The sequence below is a fragment of the Ruegeria sp. N8 genome, from assembly GCF_056531325.1.
This window is the reverse complement of sequence record NZ_JBQFLQ010000005.1, coordinates 44,584-62,839: the sequence shown is the minus strand read 5'-3', so window position 1 is coordinate 62,839 and position 18,256 is coordinate 44,584. Positions and strand designations below refer to the sequence as shown.

The following is an 18,256-nucleotide window of genomic DNA, read 5'->3' as shown; positions in this document are numbered from 1 at the left end:
ATCGGTGTGGTCCCCATCCGCACCAGACGGAGATACCTAAAATGAGTGCAGGGGTCGGTGTAGATCTGGAAAACCTGTGGATTCGGTTCGGCGATTTCGTCGCCGTGCGGGATGCCAATGTGAACATCAACGGGGGCGATTTCTTTTCGTTCCTTGGCCCCTCGGGCTGTGGCAAGACCACGATCCTGCGTGCGGTTTCGGGCTTTCTGGACCCCAGCGAGGGCAAGGTTCTGATCGGCGGCAACGACATGCGCGGGATTGGACCGAACAAACGCCCTACAGCTCTGATCTTCCAGAACCTCGCGCTGTTTCCACTGATGAAAGTGTGGGAGAACATCACCTTTTCCATGGAGATCAAGGGCGCCAGCGCCAAGGAACGCCGCAAGCGCGCCGATGAGCTTTTGGACATGATCGCGCTGCCGGGGCAGGGCGACAAACTGCCCAGCGAGCTGTCGGGCGGTCAGCGCCAGCGGGTCGCCATTGCCCGTGCGCTCTGCGCCGAACCCGATGTGCTGTTGTTGGATGAACCACTGTCGGCACTGGACCTGAAGCTGCGCCAGCATATGCGCACCGAGCTGCGCGAGATTCAGCAGCGTGTTGGCATCACCTTCATCTACATCACCCACGACCAGGGCGAGGCGTTGACCATGTCCGACAACATCGCCGTGATGCGTGCGGGCGTGATCGACCAGATCGCCGATGGCAAGACCATCTACAATGATCCCAACACAGCCTTCGCGGCCTCATTCGTTGGGGAAAACAATGTGTTCCGGGGCAAGATCAAGCAGGTCATGGGCAATGAGGCGATGATCGCGACCAATCGCTCTGGTGATCTAGTGGCGCGAATTTCCACCGCCAACCAAGGCAAGTTGAAAGAGGGGGATGACGCCATGATGTTCATCCGCCCCGAGGCGTTTGCCATCGCCCCCGATGGGGCGACGGGCGACCATTTCGTCACCGCCCGCGTTAACCACGAGGAATTCGAGGGGAACGTCTTCAACATCTTCACTGAGGGTGAGGGCGGGAAGGAGATCAAGGTCTCGATCCCGAACCATGGTCAATCCTTCCAGGATCACACCGGACAGAACATCACGCTGGAATATGAGGCGCAGAATGCGGTTCTGGTTCCGGCGGGTGAACTGGCCGCGGAATAGGGGGAACTGAAATGCCCCGCTTCCTGAGAGAGTTCTTTAACCGCAACGGCACCGGTATGGGGCTAGCGATTCTGGGTCTGGTGATCTTCTGGACCATCGGACTGATCATCCTGCCGCAGCTGTCGATGCTGGATTTCTCATTCCGGCCTAACCTGCCCCCGCCTGAGATTGGCGGGCCCAAGGATGTCTACACGCTGGAGAATTACAAATATCTGATCTACGGCCCCGAGGGCGGCAGTCAGGATTACAACGCGGTCGACCTGCGCGTGTTCTTCCGCACTCTGGTTGCGGCGGTCTGCGTAACGATCTTCAACCTAATCCTCTGCTACCCAATCGCTTACTATCTGGGCCAGTCCAAGGGCAGTCATATTCGCATCTTTGCGATCATGCTGATCATCCCTTACTGGATCAACGAAATCCTGCGCGCCTTTGCCTTGCGCATCATCTTCGGTGAGACAGGCGTGCTGAATACCCTGTTCGTCGGCCTTGGCGTCTTTGACACGCCGTTCGACTTCATCCGCAACGACATAGCGCTCTATGCAGGGCTCGGCTACGCCTACATCCTGCTGATGATTTTCCCGATGTATAACGTGATTGAAAGCCTCGACGGCAACCAGATCGAGGCCGCACGGGATCTGGGTGCCCCGTGGTGGCGGATTCACTGGCGGGTCGTCATCCCCTATGCCAAGCCGGGGATCAGTTCGGGCTGTACGATGGTGTTCATGCTGTCGGCAGGTGCGCTGGCTGCGCCGCAAATTCTGGGCGGGCCGTCCAGCTTGTGGTTCACGCAGCTGATCTATCAGCAATTCAACGATAACAATGACTGGCCGCAGGGTGCCGCTTACGCGATCGTGCTGTTGGTGACCTGTATCCTGTTTGTGTTGGCCGTAATGCGCCTGTTCAAGGTGAATATGGGGGATATCGGCAAATGAACCTGTCCTTCCTTCGTGTAAGTATCTGGGTCTATCTGGCAATCTTCTTCCTGTATCTGTTGGGCCCGCTGGTGATCATGTCGGTCACGGCCTTCAACTCGTCTGCCTTCCCGCGGATGACCCCGTGGGAATGCCTGACCTTCCAGTGGTTCGGAGAGCTGTTTCAGGATCAGCGCATCCTGAACGGCATCAAGAACTCGCTGATCATCGGGGCCGGTACGGTGGTTCTGTCGGTGGCGATGGGGCTGGCGGGGGCGCTGATGCTGACCCAGATCTGGCCCAAGCTGCGCGCAACCTATTACACAATCATCATCGCGCCTATCCTGATCCCCGGGGTTGTTCTGGGGATTTCAACCCTGGTGTTCTGGGACCGGATCAACCGGATGCTGGGGCTGGGCGCGGATAGTGTCCTGTCGAACGGCATTTTCCTGACGGTGATTGGCCAGTCCACCTTTATCGCCAGCTATTGCATGTTGGTTCTGGTGGCGCGGCTGCAGCGGTATGACGTGGCCTTGACCGAGGCCGCACTGGACCTTGGCGCGACCCATGCGCAGGCGTTCCGCAAAATCCTGCTGCCGTTTATGCGGCCCGCGATTGCAAGCGCCGCAGTGCTGGCGTTCCTCGCGTCGTTCGAAAACTACAACACGACCACCTTCACCTTCGGCGAATACCCGACACTGACCATCGAACTGGCACAGAAAGTACGCTATGGCATAACGCCGTCGATCTCGGCCCTGGCCTTTATCATCGTGGCGCTGACGGTGTTTTTTGCCCTGCTGAACGAGGCGAAGTTGAAGCGACAGGAACTGGTCGCCGCCGCGCGCAAGAATGCCACGGTCGAAGAACTGGCGGGCAAGATCAAACTGCCCAGTTTCTTTGCAGGCAATGTCGCCGCCATGCTCGTGGTTATCTTCGCGGCCGCTACGATCACAGTTGTGGGCACGGCAACCGCCTACAGCCCGGACCAATGCATCGCCAACGTGAAAGAGCAAAAGCAGATTGAAGCCGACCAGCGTATCCAAGAGCTGCGTAAGCAGCGCGAAGAACGCCGCAAACAGCGCGAAGCTGACGAGGCAGAACAAGGCGAGACGCAATCCGCTCCGAAACCGTCGAACAATAGCGGGTTTGGCAATGTCTTCGCGCCAAATGCTTTGAGTGGTGACGAAGATGAATCCAAGGCCGAGCCGCAACCTTCGACCAATGGCGGGTTCGGCGGAGCGTTTGACCCCAACAGTCTGAAAACGGACGAATAGCGCAATCTGCGCCCGCCGGGATTACCCCTCGGCGGGCGCGCCTTTTTCCAGAACAAGCGCATCACAGGCATCAATCACATGCCCGTTCCACGTGACCGGCGCGGCGTTGTAGTTGATCAGGAATGTATGTTCGCCTGTCTCACGACGTCTGAGGCCGCTCAACATGGGATACACACTCAACCCCGTATGCTGAGCGGCCATCCGAACGACACGATCCCAAAGAGTGTCGTCCGGGAAACTGGCCAGATACCACATGGATTCGGTGCCCGTCAGTGCTGGCGTTCCGTTTTCATGGGTCAACAGTGTTGGGGCGGTCCCAGATAAACGCTCGACCCAGTGACAGGCAGCTCCTCCGCCTGAGACATCGCGTTTGGACGTGGGCGGCAGGGTTTCGACCAAGTCAACATGGCTGTCCACACCGACCAGGCCCGGTCGACCAGCCTGAGGAATCTGAAAATCGCGGGTAATCGCCCCGCTGCGCGGTCCCAGAATGGCCAGATCACAGCCGTTTGAAATACTCCGCTCCAAGTCCTTATCGATCGTGGCCAGACCAGGTGCCAGTATGATTTTGTAGCCATCCGCCGGAATGCTGTCGGTCGACAGGAAGTCCACCGACAAGCCCGCCCTTCGCAACGCGCGGTAGGTCGAGAAGACCAGCCGGAAATAATCAAACCCTGCCCCCTGAGGTTGGGTCGCCCACGCCCAGTCTGAGGCGTAGTCGAACAGAATGGCTACATCCGCCTTGCGCTGTGTAACAGAACCGATTTGGGCAAGGGTATCCGCTGTTTCTCGCGCCTCGGCCAAGGCTGGGGCAGGGCGATTGTCTGGTGTCAGTAATCCTGCATGCATCTGCTCTTGCGCGAAGGGAGCTTGTCGCCAGCGGAAATAGCTGACCACCTCGGCCCCGTGGGCGACAGCCTCAAGCGACCAGAGCCGGACCATACCCGGCAACGGTGCCGGGTTGTAGGGCGCCCAATTCACCGGGCCAGGCTGCTGCTCCATCACCCACCAGCGGCCCCGCCCCACGGCGCGGTATAGGTCGTGGTGGAACGCCTGCATGTCGGGATCACCCTGTTGCAAAAAGGCGGCTTTATGCGCCTCGTCCACCTCAAGCCGGTCAGACAAGAAGCCAATCGGATAGCTGTCCCACGTGGCGATATCCAGGTCATCGCCCACCTTGAAATGGTCGAATTCCAATACCCGGCCCATGTAGTTGTGCAGCAGCGGCGCGTCGGTCAGCTTGCGCAGCACATCCACTTGCGCCTTGTTGAACACCACCACCTGATCCGAGCTGAACCGGCGGAAAGCCAGAACATGGGCGGGGTTGGGTTCAGTCACAGTCAGGTTGGGCAGGTCAATCTGGTCGAAACCATCATATTCCATCGACCAGAACACATTCCCCCAAGCTGTATTCAATGCATCGATCGAGCCGTATTGACCCTCAAGCCAATTCTGAAACGCGGCAAGGGCGACCGGGCTATAGCTGATGGTGGTATCGTGGCAGCCATATTCATTGTCGATCTGCCACGCGGCGATGTGGGGATTCCGGCCATATCGCTCACCCATGATCTGCGTGATCCGAGCGCATTCCTCAATATAACCCTGATGGCTAAAGCAGTAATGCCGCCGCGATCCGAATTTGCGTGGGTTCCCGTCCGCGTCAACTGCCAGCATGTCCGGGTATTTCTCAAGCATCCAGCGCGGTGGCGTGGCGGTTGGTGTCCCCAGAACCACTTTCAAACCCGCCGCGCCCAAAGTGTCGATGGCCCGGTCAAGCCAGTCGAATTGCAGATCACCCGGAGTTGGTTCCATCCGGCTCCAAGCGAATTCGCCGATGCGCACCCAGGACAGGCCGTTTTCGACCATGCGTGCGGCATCTTCGGCCCATATCACTTCTGGCCAATGTTCAGGATAATAGCAGACGCCAAGTTCCGGTTTCATAGGATAACTCTGTATTCTGGCTGACCTTTTCCCGCGCTGTGTGCCGCAAAGGTCATGCCGTTTGAAGGCTGTTTTGCAAGGATATCCGCATCCAGCCCCTGCCGGGCCGAAGTACAGAACAAGGTTGTCAGATCAGCCCCTCCAAAGCAGGGACATGAGGTATGTGCCGCATCGAATTCCACCGACTGCAGGAACTGACCGTCCGGCGCATGGGCTGCAACGCGATTTGCACCCCATTGGGCAATCCAAATGTTGCCTTGGGCATCTACCACTGCACCATCTGGGTTCAGATCATCTGCGCGTAAATCAAGAAAAACGGAGCTGTCGCCCTCGGGCCAGCCATCCGACGGGTTCAGCGTCCAGCGCATCACCTGCTTGGTCGCCGTATCGGTGAAATAGGCGCAGGATCGGTCGGGCGCGAAACAGATCGCGTTCGAGATCGTGACGTCAGGCACCAAACGGCGCAGTTCCCCGCGCCAAAACCGATAAATCGCGCCTGCTCCACGCTCAGCATTTTTCCCCATCGTTCCGATCCAGAACCCGCCCCACGGATCAGCCCGGCCATCATTCGAGCGTGTGACAGAGTTTTCTGCCTCAAGCGCAGTGATCAGCGCCTTTTTGCGGCTTTCAAGATTGAAGTGCCACAACCCGGTTTCGGACGCGATCAGCAGCGTCTCAGTGTCGACCCACCCGGCGGCCGAGACATGTTCGTCGAACTGCCATTCAACGGGCGCGCTATCGACCTGCGTCATCAAACGTTTGCCAAGAATGTCGAACCAGAAAAGCTGCTTCCGTTGGGGATGCCACAGCGGCCCCTCGCCCAATGCGCAAGGGCGGTCGTCAAAGACGGTGCTCATCCGGCGGCCTCGTTGTAGGCTGCGACGATTCCGCGTGCACGTTCCGAGATCTCGGCTACTGAAAAGCCGGGCTTGAAAAGGGCCGATCCAATGCCGAAACCGTCCGCCCCCGCATTGATCCACACATCGAAATTATCGGGCCCAGCACCACCAACGGCGTAGACCTTTGCCCCTTCCGGCAATACTGGGCGCATAGCGGCCAATCCGGTCGGTCCCGCTATCACACCGGGAAACAACTTGAGCCCCGTTGCGCCTGCCTTGAGGGCGGCAAACGCCTCGGTTGGGGTGTAGACGCCGGGCCAGCTTTGCATGTTCAGCGCGACCGTGCGCTGGATGACATCCGTGTCGCAATTGGGCGAAACGATCAGCTTGCCGCCAACCTTGGCCACGGCATCCACTTGTTCCACGGTCAACACCGTGCCCGCACCAATCAACGCCGTGTCACCAAATTTTTCGGCCAGTATGCCGATGCTTTTCAGCGGCTCGGGCGAGTTCAGCGGCACTTCGATTTGGTCGATACCGGCATCAATCAGAGCCTGGCCAACATCGGCCGCTTCGGTCGGGTGAAGACCTCTGAGGATTGCAATAATGGGACGGCTCATGCGGTCTGCCTCGTCAGGTTTCGGGCCTTATGCAGACCCGCCAGAGTGGTGTTCGTACTATCGGCGATTTCAAAAAAAGCGCCTTGCTGTTTCAGGGCGTGACCATAGACATCCGACAGCCCCTCAGCCCCGATGATCGCGATCTGCTGACCCAGCCAATAAGGTCGCGTGGCAGCCAGTTCTGCCCCGATTAGAAATCCTGACAGACGGGCGCGGGCAACAGAAGCATCCTGCCCATTCAGCAAATCAGCTGCGCGCAGTCCAAACAGGCGCGCCGCCATCTGTTCAGGTTTGGACAAAGCATCTGCCGCGGCTTCGGCAAAAGCCGCATCGTCCCATCCTTCTCCGACCGAGTGACGCAGCACCGAATGCCCGCTGAGAAGGCTGAACATCTCACCGGTCATGAAGGTGCGAAAGCTGACCACTTCGCCCGCGCTGACTTGCACCCACTTAGTATGGGTCCCCGGCAAGCAGATCACGCCGTCCCAATTCTTGTATCCTGCCAGATAGCCTGCGATCTGAGTTTCCTCACCCCGCATGACGTCTGGCGGGTTGGCCTGTTTCAAACCGGGCACCACAAAAGCGCGGAAGCGCGGGTCCGTGCCCGGCACCCTGATCGGAGCGCGTGGCACTGGCGCTGAAGGCACAGCAGAGTAAGGGGCCTCGACCCAGCCCTGACGCGCGCCTACCATACCACAGGCGATGACATCGACCGGCTCGGCACCAAGCCAATCCTCGATCAATTCCAGCAATGCATCCTGAAACGCGCCCCGGGTCAGACTTCCCATACCCTTGTCCGAGTCCGCCTGATCCAGAACATGGCTGCCCTGCATCGCCCAAACTCGTAAATGAGATGTTCCCCAATCTGCTGCGATCCATTCGATACTCATGGTCTCATCCCGTCACCACGACACCGCCATCGACCGCCATGCACTGACCAGTCATCGCTCGGCTGGCCTGCGAGGCCAGAAAAAGCGTAGGCGCAATCATGTCTTCTGGGGTCAGATGTTCTTTCAGGCATTGCCGGTCCAGATGCGAGGCCAGATCTTCGGGCGTGGCCCACATGTCCAGTTGTTTCTGCGTCAGCACCCAGCCGGGGGCCAGCGCGTTGACACGGATATTCCTGGGGCCAAGTTCACGTGCTAATGAGCGGGTCATGCCGGTTATCCCTGCATTCGAAGTGGTGTAGACCGGATAGCCGGCATTGCCCATCATGTAACTGATCGAACTGAAATTGATGATCGCGCCGCCTTCAGTCATCTGACGTGCGGCTTCCTGTGAGGCAAAGAAATACGCCTTGAGGTTCACCTCGATCATCCAATCCCAGAATTCGGGCGTTGTTTCTTCGAGTGAGTGGCGCTTGTCATTGGCTGCGTTGTTGACCAACACGTTGAGCGGTCCGTGCGCCTCGGCCGCTTTGGTCATCGTGGCGCGTAGCAGTTCGGTATCCGTCATATCCCCTTGCAGGAACAGCGGCGCACGACCGTGTTTTTCGCGCATCTCTTCTACAAAAGCACTGGCATCAGACCGGCCGATGAACGCGACATTAGCCCCCTGCGCCATGAACCCGTCGGTTAGCGCAGCGCCAACGCCTGAGCCTCCACCGGTGATATAAACCGAGGCACCGTTTAGGTCGTGGAATGTGGCGGGTTGGCTCATCAGCGGCTCTTTCTGCTTACGGGGCGCGTAGTTTGGCCCGTTTGGAAAAATAATTTGTCGGGCCTCTCACGCGGCCCTGGCAGGCTGACACCAATCGGGCAGCCATTCGGAATGCGCGGTCAGGAGATCGGTGACCAGATTGCGAATTTGCCGCAAGTCCAGTTCCGCAGCTGTATGCGGGTCCATCATCGCGGCGTGATAGATATATTCAGGGTTTTGGTCGACAAGCGCACGCACGGTCAACTCCTGCACATTGATCTGGCTGCGCATCAGCGCGATCAGTTGCGGAGGGATATCTGTCACGACCGAGGGCTGTACCCCGTTACTATCCACCAGACAGGGCGTTTCAACCGCCGCGCCCAAAGGTAATTGCGGGATTTGGCCGGTGTTGGGCAAGTTGCCATAAGCCACATAAGGCGTGTCGGTTACGATAGCATTCATCAAATCGGCCGCAAATTCGTGGCTGCGCGTCACTGCGATGTCGCGCCCATCCGTCAGGGTCTTTGCCTGTTCTTTCCAACTGACGATTTGTTCCTCGCAGCGGGTGGGATATTCATCCAGCGGAATCGAAAACTGCTCGATCAGGTCCTCACGACCGTCCTTGATGAACCATGGAACATACTCGGCCAGATGCTCGGAACTCTCGGTGCAAAAATAGCCAAGGTGGTCCATCACCTCGTACCGCACTTTGTTGGGACAGCGGGGCATCAACAAAGGCGGCTTCGGGAACCGCCCACCGGCATAGCCCTGACGCAGCGCGGGATAAAGATCGTGTCCTTCATGCTCCAACCGCAGGAAAAAGGCGACGTGGTTTACGCCCGCTACTTTGTAGCGAATATCGCTTTTTGGAAGGTCCAGATCATGGGCCAGTTCTTCGACGGTGTTCTGGACCGAGTGACACAGCCCGACATGTTTGAGCGTCGGGAAACGTTCGGCCAGAGCCCAGGTGTTGATCGCCATGGGGTTGACGTATTGCAACATCGTTGCATTTGGACAAAGCTGCAGCATTTCATGCGCGATATCCCAAAGAACCGGAACCGTGCGCAGGCCCCGCATGATGCCGCCGACGCCCAATGTATCGGCGATGGTCTGGCGCAGCCCGTATTGCTTGGGAATATCGAAATCCGTGACCGTGCAGGGTTTGTAGCCCCCCACCTGAAACGCTGTTACCACGAAATCCGCCCCCTCAAGCGCCGCGCGGCGGTCTGAATGGGTCGTGACGGTTGCGCCGGTCCCGACCGAGCGGATCATGGCGCGGGCAACGGTTTCACTTTCTGCCAAGCGGTTCGCGTCGATATCCATCAACGCAAAATGGCTGTCTGCAAGTGCAGGGGTCAGCAGGGCATCGCCGACGATATTCTGCATGAAGATCGTGGAGCCCGCTCCGACGAAGGCAATCTTTGTCATTTTGCAAACCTTTGGTTTGACGTTATTTTACGGCACCGAGGGTCAGACCCGCGATGAAGTGTTTCTGCATCAGGAAGAACATCGCCACGGGCGGTAGCGCCGCGACGATGGAACCAGCGCTCATCAGTTGATAAGCGGCGCGGAATTGGGCGTTAAAGCTGGTGATCCCGGCGGTAACAGGCTGGCTTTCAGCCCCTTGGGTCAACACCACCGCCCAGAAATAGTCGTTCCAGATGAAGGTAAAGATCAGCACGCTCAACGCAGCGATGGCCGGCTTCATCAGCGGCAGAACGACGTACCAAAAGATACGCACCTCGCTAATACCTTCTACCCGCGCGGCCTCGATCAGCTCAAACGGAAGCGCCCGGATGAAGTTGCGCATGAAGAGGGTGCAGAACCCAGTCTGGAAGGCAATGTGAAACAACACCAGCCCGGTTTTGGTGTTGTAGAGGCCCAATTCCAGCGTGAGATCGCGCACCGGCACCATCAGGATTTGGAAAGGCACGAAGTTGCCGGCCACGAAGAGGAAGAAAATCCATAGGTTCGACCTGAACTTGTAGATACCAAGGGCAAATCCAGTCATGCAGCTGAGCGCAACGGCACCAATCACAGTAGGAATGGTGATTAGGAACGAGTTCAACAGATATCGCGGCATGTCCGAGTTGAAGAACACCTGCCCATAGTTGAATGCTCCTTCAAAACTGGACGGCATACCCCAGTAGTTGGCGTTGGTGAAATCCGCCGCGGGTTTGACCGAGAACAGCGCCACCGCCAGCAATGGTCCCAACCACAGCAGTAGGGCAACGGGTAGCATGGCCTGATAGGTGATCCGCGCCGCGCGGGGCTGTTTTTCGATAGGTTTGGGAAACATCTCAGTGTCCCCTTTCTTCGCGGTACATCGACCACAGGAAGTAGGCGATGAAGCACAGCATGATGAGGAACAGGATAACCGCAATGGCGGCACCGTAACCCATGCGGAATCCATATTCGGACAGGGCAACTTCGAACATGTAGTAGGCCAGCACGCGAGACGAACCGAAAGGACCGCCCTGGGTCATTATCGAAATCAAGTCAAAGCTGCGCAAGGCGCCGATGATTGTAACGACGAAAGCAATGAATGTGGCAGGGCGCAGTTGCGGCAGGATGATGTGCCACAGCATCCGCCAACCCTTTGCGCCATCCAAGCGGCCGGCTTCAATCTGTTCCGGGTCCACGGCGTTCAAACCTGTCAGATACAGGATCATACAATAAGCGGTTTGCGGCCAGAGACCGGCAACGATGATGCCATAGGTCACAAAGCGCTCGTCGCCCAGCACGTTGAGCGGGCCAAGACCGAAGAAGGCGAGGAATTCGTTCAGCAATCCAAAGGTCGGGTCGTAAAACCATGTGAAAACAAGGCCCACAACAACCTGTGAGATCACGAACGGAAAGAAAAACAGCGACTTGTAGAGGCGAATACCCCAAACGGTCTGGTTCAGGAACAGCGCGATGAAAAGTCCTGCAGGGATCGCGGCCAGATACAGTATAAGCCAGATCAGGTTATTCTTGAGTGAGATGAAAAAGGCATCACGGTCGACCCACTCCCAATAGAGGTCCTCATAGTTGCGAAAGCCTACATATTCCGCAGCACCCAGCCCATCCCACTCATAAAGAGAGAGGTTAAAGGACTGAAAAACTGGAATGATGACGTAGACCATGAAGAACAGCAGGCCAGGGGCAAGGAACAGCCACGGGGCGATGCGCTGCTGGTTGCGGTGAAACCAGCTTTCCTGTTCAGGAGCTTCGGCGGCAATGGTCATGGGGACACTCGGATTGGATCAAAGGAGCAAGGCGGGCTTTACCCGCCTTGCGCAGGTCTTGGTACAAACCGGGCCAGAGGCCCGGTCTGACCGGTTCAGTTGTCGTAGATGCGCTGACGCGCGCGTTCCAGCTTGGCCAGGATGCGGTCGGCATTGTCAGGCTTGACCATGAATTCCTGGAAGCCTTCCATCGACACTTTGGCCATTTCTGCCGGTGCGTCGCGGTCCCAGAACTGGGCGACACCGCCGGGGCTGTTGGACGACAGCATCTCGAAGCCCTGGTTCAGGAATTTGTCGTCATCCACGGCCGATTTGGCGTTAACAGGAAGCTGGCCCAGGTTTTTTCCGTTGTTGATTTCGGTCTGTTCGTCAGGCGAGACAACAAAGCGCAGGAATTCACGCGCAGCTTCCTTGTTCGAGGCGTTCGACGGGATGTGGAACGTATCCGTTGGCGCGTCCTCGGCAAGTTCGACATCGGGGTTGATCGACACAAACTGATAGAAATCCAGTTGATCGTCGCTCAGACCGGCTTCGCGCAGCGGGGCCACGGCGAAGTTGCCCATCAGATAGGCTGCAGCTTCGCCATTGACCATGAAGGGCAGGGCTTCTTGCCAGCTATAGGTCTGGTGGTTGTCGATGAACGCGCCCATGTCGATCAGCTGTTTCCAATTGGCGAAGGTCTGCTTGACGCGGTCGTCTTCCCAGCTCACTTCGCCATTGGCCAACTGCTGGTGGAAGTCGAAGCCGTTGGTACGCATGTTCAGATAGTCAAACCAGCCGCCTGCGGTCCACAAGAATTTGGTGCCGATCGTATAGCAGGCGCGGCCGGAATCGACGATCTTCTGACAGTTGGCCAGCTCTTCTTCCCATGTGGTCGGCTCGGTCAGACCCAGCTCATCGAAGATGTCTTTGCGATAGTAAACACCCCACTGGTAATAGGTATAGGGCACGCCCCATTGCTTTCCGTCGATGGTCATCGCGCCTTTGGTCGAGGCCAGATTGTCGCCAATCTCGGCTTCGGCCCAAAGGTCCGACACGTCTTCGAACAGGCCAGCCTCGACATAGGGCTTCATCCGGTTGGCAGCATACCAGGTGGCAACATCCGGAGTATCAGCAGTCAGAAAGTTGCGTATCTGAGTCTTGTAGGCTTCACGGTCGATCACAGTGGTCTCGATCTCCAGACCAGGGTGTTGCGCCGCAAACCGGTCGATCATCGCTTCCATCGTTGCGCGAGGCGCCGGGTTCGATGTGTCCAGGAAAATGCGCAGCTCGCCGGTCAGTTCAGCTGCTACAGGCGCTGCAAGTGCCACACTCGCCGCCAAAGCTGCCGCAGTGCGCTTGAAGATGGAATTCATGGTGTCCTCCCTTAGATTCCATTTTTTTTGGTTATTTTGGTTCCAAATAATGAAACCTTGTTTTACATATTGAAAACTACACATCGAATCGGTTAATCTTGTCAAGACCCTCGTGACGAAGACGGTGGATCAATGGGAGGATGGAAGGCGCTCGTGGCTGGCGACGGTACTATAGGAAAAGCGTGCGACGTATTGGAACAGGTGGCAGCGTTTGCCCGCCCGGTCCGATTCGCGGAACTTTTGGAAAGCAGCGATTTTCCAAAGGCGACCCTGTATCGCTTTCTTCAAAGCCTGACAAACCAGGGCATGCTGTCTTATGACCCGGACCGGCAGACATACGCGCCCGGGCTGCGCCTTGTCCGTTTGGCGCATGCGGCGTGGACCCAAAGTTCGCTTGCCCCGATTGCACGACCTTTTCTGGACGCGCTCAGCCGCGAAACGGGCGAGACTGTACACCTTGCCCAACTGGATTCAGGTCAGGTTCTGTATGTCGACAAGCGCAACGCAACCCAACCGGTAGAAATGTATTCGCAAGCGGGTAAAGTTGGCCCCGCTTATTGCACAGGCGTGGGAAAGGCCATGATGGCATATCTGGACGCTGACGCGCTGGATAAAGCTCTGTCGCAGCAAAGCTTTCATCGGTTTACCGACAAGACCTTGGCGTCGGAACAACTCTTGCGGGCGGATCTCGATGTCATCCGTGCGCGGGGATACGCCGTGGATGATGAAGAACACGAACCGGGCATTATCTGCGTAGCCTGTCCCGTCCTGACCGAAGGGGGGCGGATTTTGGGTGCGATTTCGATCACCGGATCGACGGAACGAATGAGCTTTGATCAGTTGCAGGCATGGGTGCCTCGTGTACGCCGCGTGGCTGATCAAATTGGAATTGAAGCGCAAGCGTGGCGGTTTCCCGAAAGCCGTCCAAACGGATCTAAGGACAGGATGCAAGCGACATGACAGGCGTCACTCTGAACAGTGCGATCAAGCGATATGGTGAGACGCAGGTTATTCACGGAATCGATTTACAGATCGAGGATGGCGAGTTTTGCGTCTTTGTGGGTCCATCTGGGTGCGGCAAATCCACTTTGCTTCGGATGATCGCGGGGCTTGAGGAAACGACAGAGGGTGAGATCCGGATCGGGTCGCGCGATGTGACCCATTTGGACCCGGCCAAACGGGGGGTTGCAATGGTGTTCCAGACCTACGCGCTCTACCCGCATATGACAGTGGCCGAGAATATGGGTTTTGGTCTTCGTATGAACGGCGTCGCCAAGACCGAAATCGACAAGAAGGTACAAGAAGCGTCGAGCATTCTGAAACTCGATCAGTATCTGAAGCGCAAGCCCAAAGCTTTGTCCGGTGGCCAGCGGCAACGTGTTGCTATCGGTCGAGCCATCGTGCGCGGCCCCGAGGTGTTTCTGTTCGATGAGCCTCTGTCCAACTTGGATGCCGAGTTGCGCGTCGAAATGCGGGTCGAGATCGCGCGCCTGCACAATGAAATCGGCGCGACCATGATCTATGTGACCCATGATCAGGTCGAAGCGATGACCATGGCGGACAAGATCGTGGTTCTGCGCGATGGCCGGATCGAACAAGTGGGCGCGCCGATGGACCTCTATCGCGACCCGGACAACCGGTTCGTCGCGGGCTTCATCGGTTCGCCTGCGATGAACTTTTTGGAGTGCGACGTGACAGATGGCCATGTGACGCATCCCGCGTTCAGCCAGCCAGTGCCGGTGACGTCTTCGGTTCCTGCTAACGCAACGAAAGTGACGCTGGGCGTTCGCCCCGAACACCTTCAGGTGGACCGTTCTGGCGACAGTTGCACCGTGGACCTGACCGAAGCTTTGGGGGGTGTCAGTTACTCGCATCTGCTGACCGCGAATGGCGACAAGCTGATCGTGGAAGAGCGGGACGATGAACGCAGCAAGCAAGGCGCACGTATTGGCGTCACCTTCTCGCCCGACCGTGCAATGATGTTCGACGCCGAAACGGGTGAACGGTTGCGGTAAACGCAGACCAGTCCATCGCAGAAGGGCGTTGGCCACGAGACACGGCGCCTTTTGAAGCGCAATTTTGTTGTGGATTTTGTATCCAATATCCGATATCGCGGTTGAAACGGCGCATCTCCTGCGCCGCAACCTCAGATTTGTCGAAGGATCGCCGTATGACGACCAATGTTTTCACCGGCACAATGCCAGCGCTCATGACCCCCTGCACAGCGGACCGTCAACCAGATTTCGACGCGTTGGTGCGCAAGGGGCGACAGATGATCGACGCAGGCATGTCTGCGGTTGTCTATTGCGGGTCGATGGGGGATTGGCCTTTGCTGACCGATGCCCAGCGTATGGAAGGGGTTGAACGTCTGGTGGCCGCGGGGCTGCCCGTTGTCGTGGGCACCGGGGCGATCAATACCAAATCCGCTGTGGCGCATGCGGCGCATGCGCAAAAGGTGGGTGCCGTTGGGTTGATGGTGATCCCACGTGTTCTGTCGCGTGGCAGCTCGCCGACCGCGCAGAAGAACCACTTCAAGGCAATCCTGACCGCAGCACCGGATGTGCCTGCGATCATCTATAACAGCCCCTACTACGGGTTCGCCACGCGGGCCGATTTGTTTTTTGCACTGCGAGCCGAGCATCCCAACCTGATCGGCTTCAAAGAGTTCGGCGGCAAAGAAGACCTGCGCTATGCAGCGGAAAATATCACCAGCCAGGACGATCAGGTCACGCTGATGGTTGGCGTCGATACCGAGGTTTATCATGGGTTCGTGAATTGCGGCGCAACCGGCTCGATTACGGGCATCGGCACCGCATTGCCGCGCGAGGCGCTGTTGCTGGCCGAACTGTCCAAGAGGGCAGCCAAAGGTGATGCCGAAGCCCGCCAGCGCGCGCAGGAACTAACCGAGGCGATTCACGTTCTGTCCAGCTTTGACGAAGGGCCGGATCTGGTGCTTTACTACAAGCATCTTCTGGTGCTGAACGGGGACGAGGAATACCGGTTGCACTTCAACGAAACGGACGAGCTGACTGACGCGCAGCGTAACTATTGCGAACAGCAATATGCCTTGTTCGGCGCGTGGTTCGCCAATTGGTCGAAACAGGGCAGAGTGATCGCTGAATGCATGTGATCGACAGCCATACCGGAGGCGAGCCCACGCGGGTTATTCTGGATGGTGCACCCGATCTGGGTACTGGGTTGCTGGCCGACCGCGCCCGCAGGCTGGCAACCGATCACGAAGAATTCTACCGCTCGATCATGCTGGAGCCACGCGGTCAACCCGCCATGGTCGGGGCGTTGCTGGTTGAACCGGTCGACGCAACATGCGTAACCGGCGTAATCTATTTCGACGTTGACGCAGTGCTGGGTATGTGTGGCCACGGCACCATCGGGCTGGCGGTGACGCTGGCGCATCTGGGACGTATCGGCATCGGGGAACATCGCATCGAAACCCCCGCTGGTGTGGTGACGGTCACTTTGCACGACGCAAACACAGTGACCGTCCAGAATATCGAAAGCCGCCGGGTGCATCGCGACGTGACACTGGACGTGCCGGGTCATGGCCAGGTGACCGGCGATGTTGCATATGGCGGAAACTGGTTCTTTATAGTAGATCCCAGCCCGATTGCCGTTGAATCTGCCAATATTCGCAAACTCACCGATATGACGGTCGCTATTCGCGAGGCCTCGATTGCGCAGGGGATAGGCGGCGAACAGGGTGAGCCGATAGACCATGTGATCTTTCAGGGCGCGTCGGATGATCCAGCCATTCACAGCCGCAATTTTGTGCTGTGCCCGGACGATAACTATGACCGCTCGCCCTGCGGCACCGGCTGTTCGGCCCGGTTGGCCTGTTTGGCCGCCGATGGCGCGCTGGCCCCCGGCGATGAGATCACGCAGCAGAGCGTTATCGGCAGCACCTATCGCCTGTCTTATCAGCCCGGCCTGGATGGCGGCGTGATCCCCTCCATCACCGGGCAGGCTTATGTCATGGCGGAAACCACGCTGATCTTCCCGGAATCTGACCCGTTCAGAACAGGGATACAAGTTTGAGCGAGCAGGTCGTCATCATCGGGGCTGGGGTAATTGGCATCACGACCGCGCTGGAACTGCAGCGCCGAGGGCATTCGGTTCTGGTGCTGGACAGGGACGGGGTCGCCTCTCAAACCTCGGCGGGGAATGCAGGGGCATTTGCTTTCCCCGAGGTCGAGCCTCTGGCTACGCCCGGTATCATGCGCAAAGCGCCAAAATGGCTGCTGGACCCGCTGGGTCCTTTGTCTATCCCGCCCTCATACGCGCCGAAGATCGCACCGTGGATGTACCGCTTTTGGCGGGCAAGTCGGCCTTCGCGCCATGCGGATCTGCTGGACGCGCAGGCCCGACTGATGCAGGTCTCAAGCTCTGCGTTAGAGCGTTTGATACCGGCCGTCGAGGGCGAGACGATGATGCAGCGCGATGGACAGATGCAACTTTACGAATCCGAAGCTGAGTTCCGCATCAGTTTGCCCGCTTGGGACCAGCGGCGCGCGCATGGGATTGAATTCGAACTGCTTGAAACGCGCGAAGCGATAGCCGAGAAACAACCGGGCCTCAGCCCCCGCTTCACCCATGCAGGGTTTACGCCGAACTGGATGAATACAATCGATCCAAAGACGTGGGTCCAACATCTGGCCAAAGCATTCAGCGACCGGCAAGGGCGGATCGAGACGCGCGGCGTCCGGGCCCTGACCCCGCTGGAACATGGGACACGCATCACCCTTGAGGATGGAACGTTGGATGCGGCAAAGGTCGTCGTCGCGGCGGGCGCGTGGTCGCACCATCTGGCACAAACGCTGGGCGATCACATCCCCCTTGAGACCGAGCGCGGCTACAATACGACCCTGCCGCCGGGCGCCTTCGATCTGCGGATGCATCTGACGTTTTCCGGCCACGGCTTTGTAGCCAGTCGGATCAACGGCGGCGTGCGCATCGGTGGTGCGGTCGAATTGGGAGGGCTCTCCCTGCCACCCAATTTCAAACGCGCCGAGACTCTGCTGAACAAGGCCGCGCAGTTCATGCCTGGACTGAACACGCAAGGGGGCACACAGTGGATGGGCTTTCGACCATCGCTGCCAGATAGTATCCCGGTCATCGGGCCGTCCCCCAACGCGCCCGATGTGATCTATTCGTTCGGACATGGCCATCTGGGGCTGACGCAATCCGCAGGCACCGCCGAATTGGTTGGTGCGTTGCTGGACGGGACACAGCCGCCCATCTCGATGAACCCCTATTCCGCCACTCGGTTCTAGGGAGGTCAG

Annotated in this window: 17 protein-coding genes; 8 read left to right on the top strand and 9 right to left on the bottom strand. The window is 58.1% G+C overall.

Features of this window, described 5'->3' with window-relative positions; genetic code table 11:
- Positions 1-41: 41 nt before the first annotated feature.
- From ACR0C5_RS11700 to ACR0C5_RS11690, 3 genes are read left to right on the top strand one after another with little or no spacing between them, the layout of a single operon-like run.
- Positions 42-1,154, top strand: coding sequence for an ABC transporter ATP-binding protein (locus ACR0C5_RS11700; protein WP_170785917.1), 1,113 nt, complete (start codon positions 42-44; stop codon positions 1,152-1,154).
- A gap of 11 nt (positions 1,155-1,165) precedes the next feature.
- On the top strand, positions 1,166-2,086 hold the full coding sequence (locus tag ACR0C5_RS11695; RefSeq protein WP_480503779.1) for an ABC transporter permease: 921 nt from the start codon (positions 1,166-1,168) through the stop codon (positions 2,084-2,086).
- A complete protein-coding gene (locus ACR0C5_RS11690) occupies positions 2,083-3,339 on the top strand; it encodes an ABC transporter permease (protein WP_480876706.1) in 1,257 nt (418 codons plus the stop codon). Before ACR0C5_RS11695 ends, ACR0C5_RS11690 begins: the two co-directional genes overlap by 4 nt.
- 21 nt (positions 3,340-3,360) lie before the next feature.
- Here the strand turns inward: ACR0C5_RS11690 and ACR0C5_RS11685 are convergent, their stop codons facing one another.
- From ACR0C5_RS11685 to ACR0C5_RS11645, 9 genes are all read right to left on the bottom strand, one after another.
- Positions 3,361-5,280, bottom strand: coding sequence for a beta-galactosidase (locus ACR0C5_RS11685; protein WP_480876703.1), 1,920 nt, complete (start codon positions 5,278-5,280; stop codon positions 3,361-3,363).
- Positions 5,277-6,137, bottom strand: a complete 861-nt coding sequence (locus tag ACR0C5_RS11680) for an SMP-30/gluconolactonase/LRE family protein (RefSeq protein ID WP_480551390.1) — start codon at positions 6,135-6,137, stop codon at positions 5,277-5,279. Before ACR0C5_RS11680 ends, ACR0C5_RS11685 begins: the two co-directional genes overlap by 4 nt.
- Positions 6,134-6,739 carry a 2-dehydro-3-deoxy-6-phosphogalactonate aldolase gene (locus tag ACR0C5_RS11675; RefSeq protein ID WP_480876700.1) on the bottom strand — a complete coding sequence of 202 codons (606 nt, stop codon included), beginning with the start codon at positions 6,737-6,739 and terminating at the stop codon, positions 6,134-6,136. Before ACR0C5_RS11675 ends, ACR0C5_RS11680 begins: the two co-directional genes overlap by 4 nt.
- Positions 6,736-7,629: a 2-dehydro-3-deoxygalactonokinase gene (locus tag ACR0C5_RS11670; RefSeq protein WP_480876697.1), complete on the bottom strand. Its 894-nt coding sequence runs from the start codon at positions 7,627-7,629 to the stop codon at positions 6,736-6,738. Before ACR0C5_RS11670 ends, ACR0C5_RS11675 begins: the two co-directional genes overlap by 4 nt.
- A 4-nt stretch (positions 7,630-7,633) precedes the next feature.
- Positions 7,634-8,398 carry an SDR family NAD(P)-dependent oxidoreductase gene (locus ACR0C5_RS11665; protein WP_170773505.1) on the bottom strand — a complete coding sequence of 255 codons (765 nt, stop codon included), beginning with the start codon at positions 8,396-8,398 and terminating at the stop codon, positions 7,634-7,636.
- A 66-nt stretch (positions 8,399-8,464) separates the two neighbouring features.
- Entirely contained in the window at positions 8,465-9,805 is a 1,341-nt protein-coding gene (gene melA / locus ACR0C5_RS11660; RefSeq protein WP_170773507.1) for an alpha-glucosidase/alpha-galactosidase, read from the bottom strand.
- A 22-nt stretch (positions 9,806-9,827) separates the two neighbouring features.
- Positions 9,828-10,676 (bottom strand): carbohydrate ABC transporter permease, encoded by an 849-nt coding sequence (locus tag ACR0C5_RS11655; protein ID WP_170790005.1) that lies wholly within the window; start codon positions 10,674-10,676, stop codon positions 9,828-9,830.
- Between the two features lies 1 nt (position 10,677).
- Positions 10,678-11,604, bottom strand: coding sequence for a carbohydrate ABC transporter permease (locus ACR0C5_RS11650; protein ID WP_170773511.1), 927 nt, complete (start codon positions 11,602-11,604; stop codon positions 10,678-10,680).
- Positions 11,605-11,699: 95 nt separating this feature from the next.
- Positions 11,700-12,959, bottom strand: a complete 1,260-nt coding sequence (locus tag ACR0C5_RS11645; RefSeq protein WP_170773513.1) for an ABC transporter substrate-binding protein — start codon at positions 12,957-12,959, stop codon at positions 11,700-11,702.
- A gap of 153 nt (positions 12,960-13,112) precedes the next feature.
- Between ACR0C5_RS11645 and ACR0C5_RS11640 the strand changes: the two genes are divergently transcribed.
- From ACR0C5_RS11640 to ACR0C5_RS11620, 5 genes are all read left to right on the top strand, one after another.
- Positions 13,113-13,919, top strand: a complete 807-nt coding sequence (locus tag ACR0C5_RS11640; protein ID WP_170773516.1) for an IclR family transcriptional regulator — start codon at positions 13,113-13,115, stop codon at positions 13,917-13,919.
- Entirely contained in the window at positions 13,916-14,974 is a 1,059-nt protein-coding gene (locus tag ACR0C5_RS11635; protein WP_480876693.1) for an ABC transporter ATP-binding protein, read from the top strand. The genes ACR0C5_RS11640 and ACR0C5_RS11635 overlap by 4 nt, the downstream gene beginning before the upstream one ends.
- A gap of 155 nt (positions 14,975-15,129) precedes the next feature.
- Complete coding sequence (locus ACR0C5_RS11630; protein WP_480876690.1) at positions 15,130-16,089, top strand: dihydrodipicolinate synthase family protein; 960 nt, start codon at positions 15,130-15,132, stop codon at positions 16,087-16,089.
- The gene (locus ACR0C5_RS11625; RefSeq protein WP_170773521.1) at positions 16,080-17,012 is read left to right on the top strand and encodes a 4-hydroxyproline epimerase; all 933 of its coding nucleotides are present in this window, start codon (positions 16,080-16,082) and stop codon (positions 17,010-17,012) included. Before ACR0C5_RS11630 ends, ACR0C5_RS11625 begins: the two co-directional genes overlap by 10 nt.
- Positions 17,009-18,247, top strand: a complete 1,239-nt coding sequence (locus tag ACR0C5_RS11620; protein ID WP_480876687.1) for an NAD(P)/FAD-dependent oxidoreductase — start codon at positions 17,009-17,011, stop codon at positions 18,245-18,247. Before ACR0C5_RS11625 ends, ACR0C5_RS11620 begins: the two co-directional genes overlap by 4 nt.
- Positions 18,248-18,256 lie beyond the last annotated feature (9 nt).

Excerpts from the sequence above, each read along its gene's own strand:
- ACR0C5_RS11695 (WP_480503779.1), top strand. The coding sequence starts at position 1,166 with ATGCCCCGCTTCCTGAGAGAGTTCTTTAACCGCAACGGCACCGGTATG.
- ACR0C5_RS11680 (WP_480551390.1), bottom strand. The coding sequence starts at position 6,137 with ATGAGCACCGTCTTTGACGACCGCCCTTGCGCATTGGGCGAGGGGCCG.
- ACR0C5_RS11630 (WP_480876690.1), top strand. The coding sequence starts at position 15,130 with ATGACGACCAATGTTTTCACCGGCACAATGCCAGCGCTCATGACCCCC.
- ACR0C5_RS11685 (WP_480876703.1), bottom strand. The coding sequence starts at position 5,280 with ATGAAACCGGAACTTGGCGTCTGCTATTATCCTGAACATTGGCCAGAA.
- ACR0C5_RS11655 (WP_170790005.1), bottom strand. The coding sequence starts at position 10,676 with ATGTTTCCCAAACCTATCGAAAAACAGCCCCGCGCGGCGCGGATCACC.
- ACR0C5_RS11700 (WP_170785917.1), top strand. The coding sequence starts at position 42 with ATGAGTGCAGGGGTCGGTGTAGATCTGGAAAACCTGTGGATTCGGTTC.
- ACR0C5_RS11650 (WP_170773511.1), bottom strand. The coding sequence starts at position 11,604 with ATGACCATTGCCGCCGAAGCTCCTGAACAGGAAAGCTGGTTTCACCGC.
- melA (WP_170773507.1), bottom strand. The coding sequence starts at position 9,805 with ATGACAAAGATTGCCTTCGTCGGAGCGGGCTCCACGATCTTCATGCAG.
- ACR0C5_RS11670 (WP_480876697.1), bottom strand. The coding sequence starts at position 7,629 with ATGAGTATCGAATGGATCGCAGCAGATTGGGGAACATCTCATTTACGA.
- ACR0C5_RS11675 (WP_480876700.1), bottom strand. The coding sequence starts at position 6,739 with ATGAGCCGTCCCATTATTGCAATCCTCAGAGGTCTTCACCCGACCGAA.
- ACR0C5_RS11665 (WP_170773505.1), bottom strand. The coding sequence starts at position 8,398 with ATGAGCCAACCCGCCACATTCCACGACCTAAACGGTGCCTCGGTTTAT.
- ACR0C5_RS11690 (WP_480876706.1), top strand. The coding sequence starts at position 2,083 with ATGAACCTGTCCTTCCTTCGTGTAAGTATCTGGGTCTATCTGGCAATC.
- ACR0C5_RS11625 (WP_170773521.1), top strand. The coding sequence starts at position 16,080 with ATGCATGTGATCGACAGCCATACCGGAGGCGAGCCCACGCGGGTTATT.
- ACR0C5_RS11635 (WP_480876693.1), top strand. The coding sequence starts at position 13,916 with ATGACAGGCGTCACTCTGAACAGTGCGATCAAGCGATATGGTGAGACG.
- ACR0C5_RS11645 (WP_170773513.1), bottom strand. The coding sequence starts at position 12,959 with ATGAATTCCATCTTCAAGCGCACTGCGGCAGCTTTGGCGGCGAGTGTG.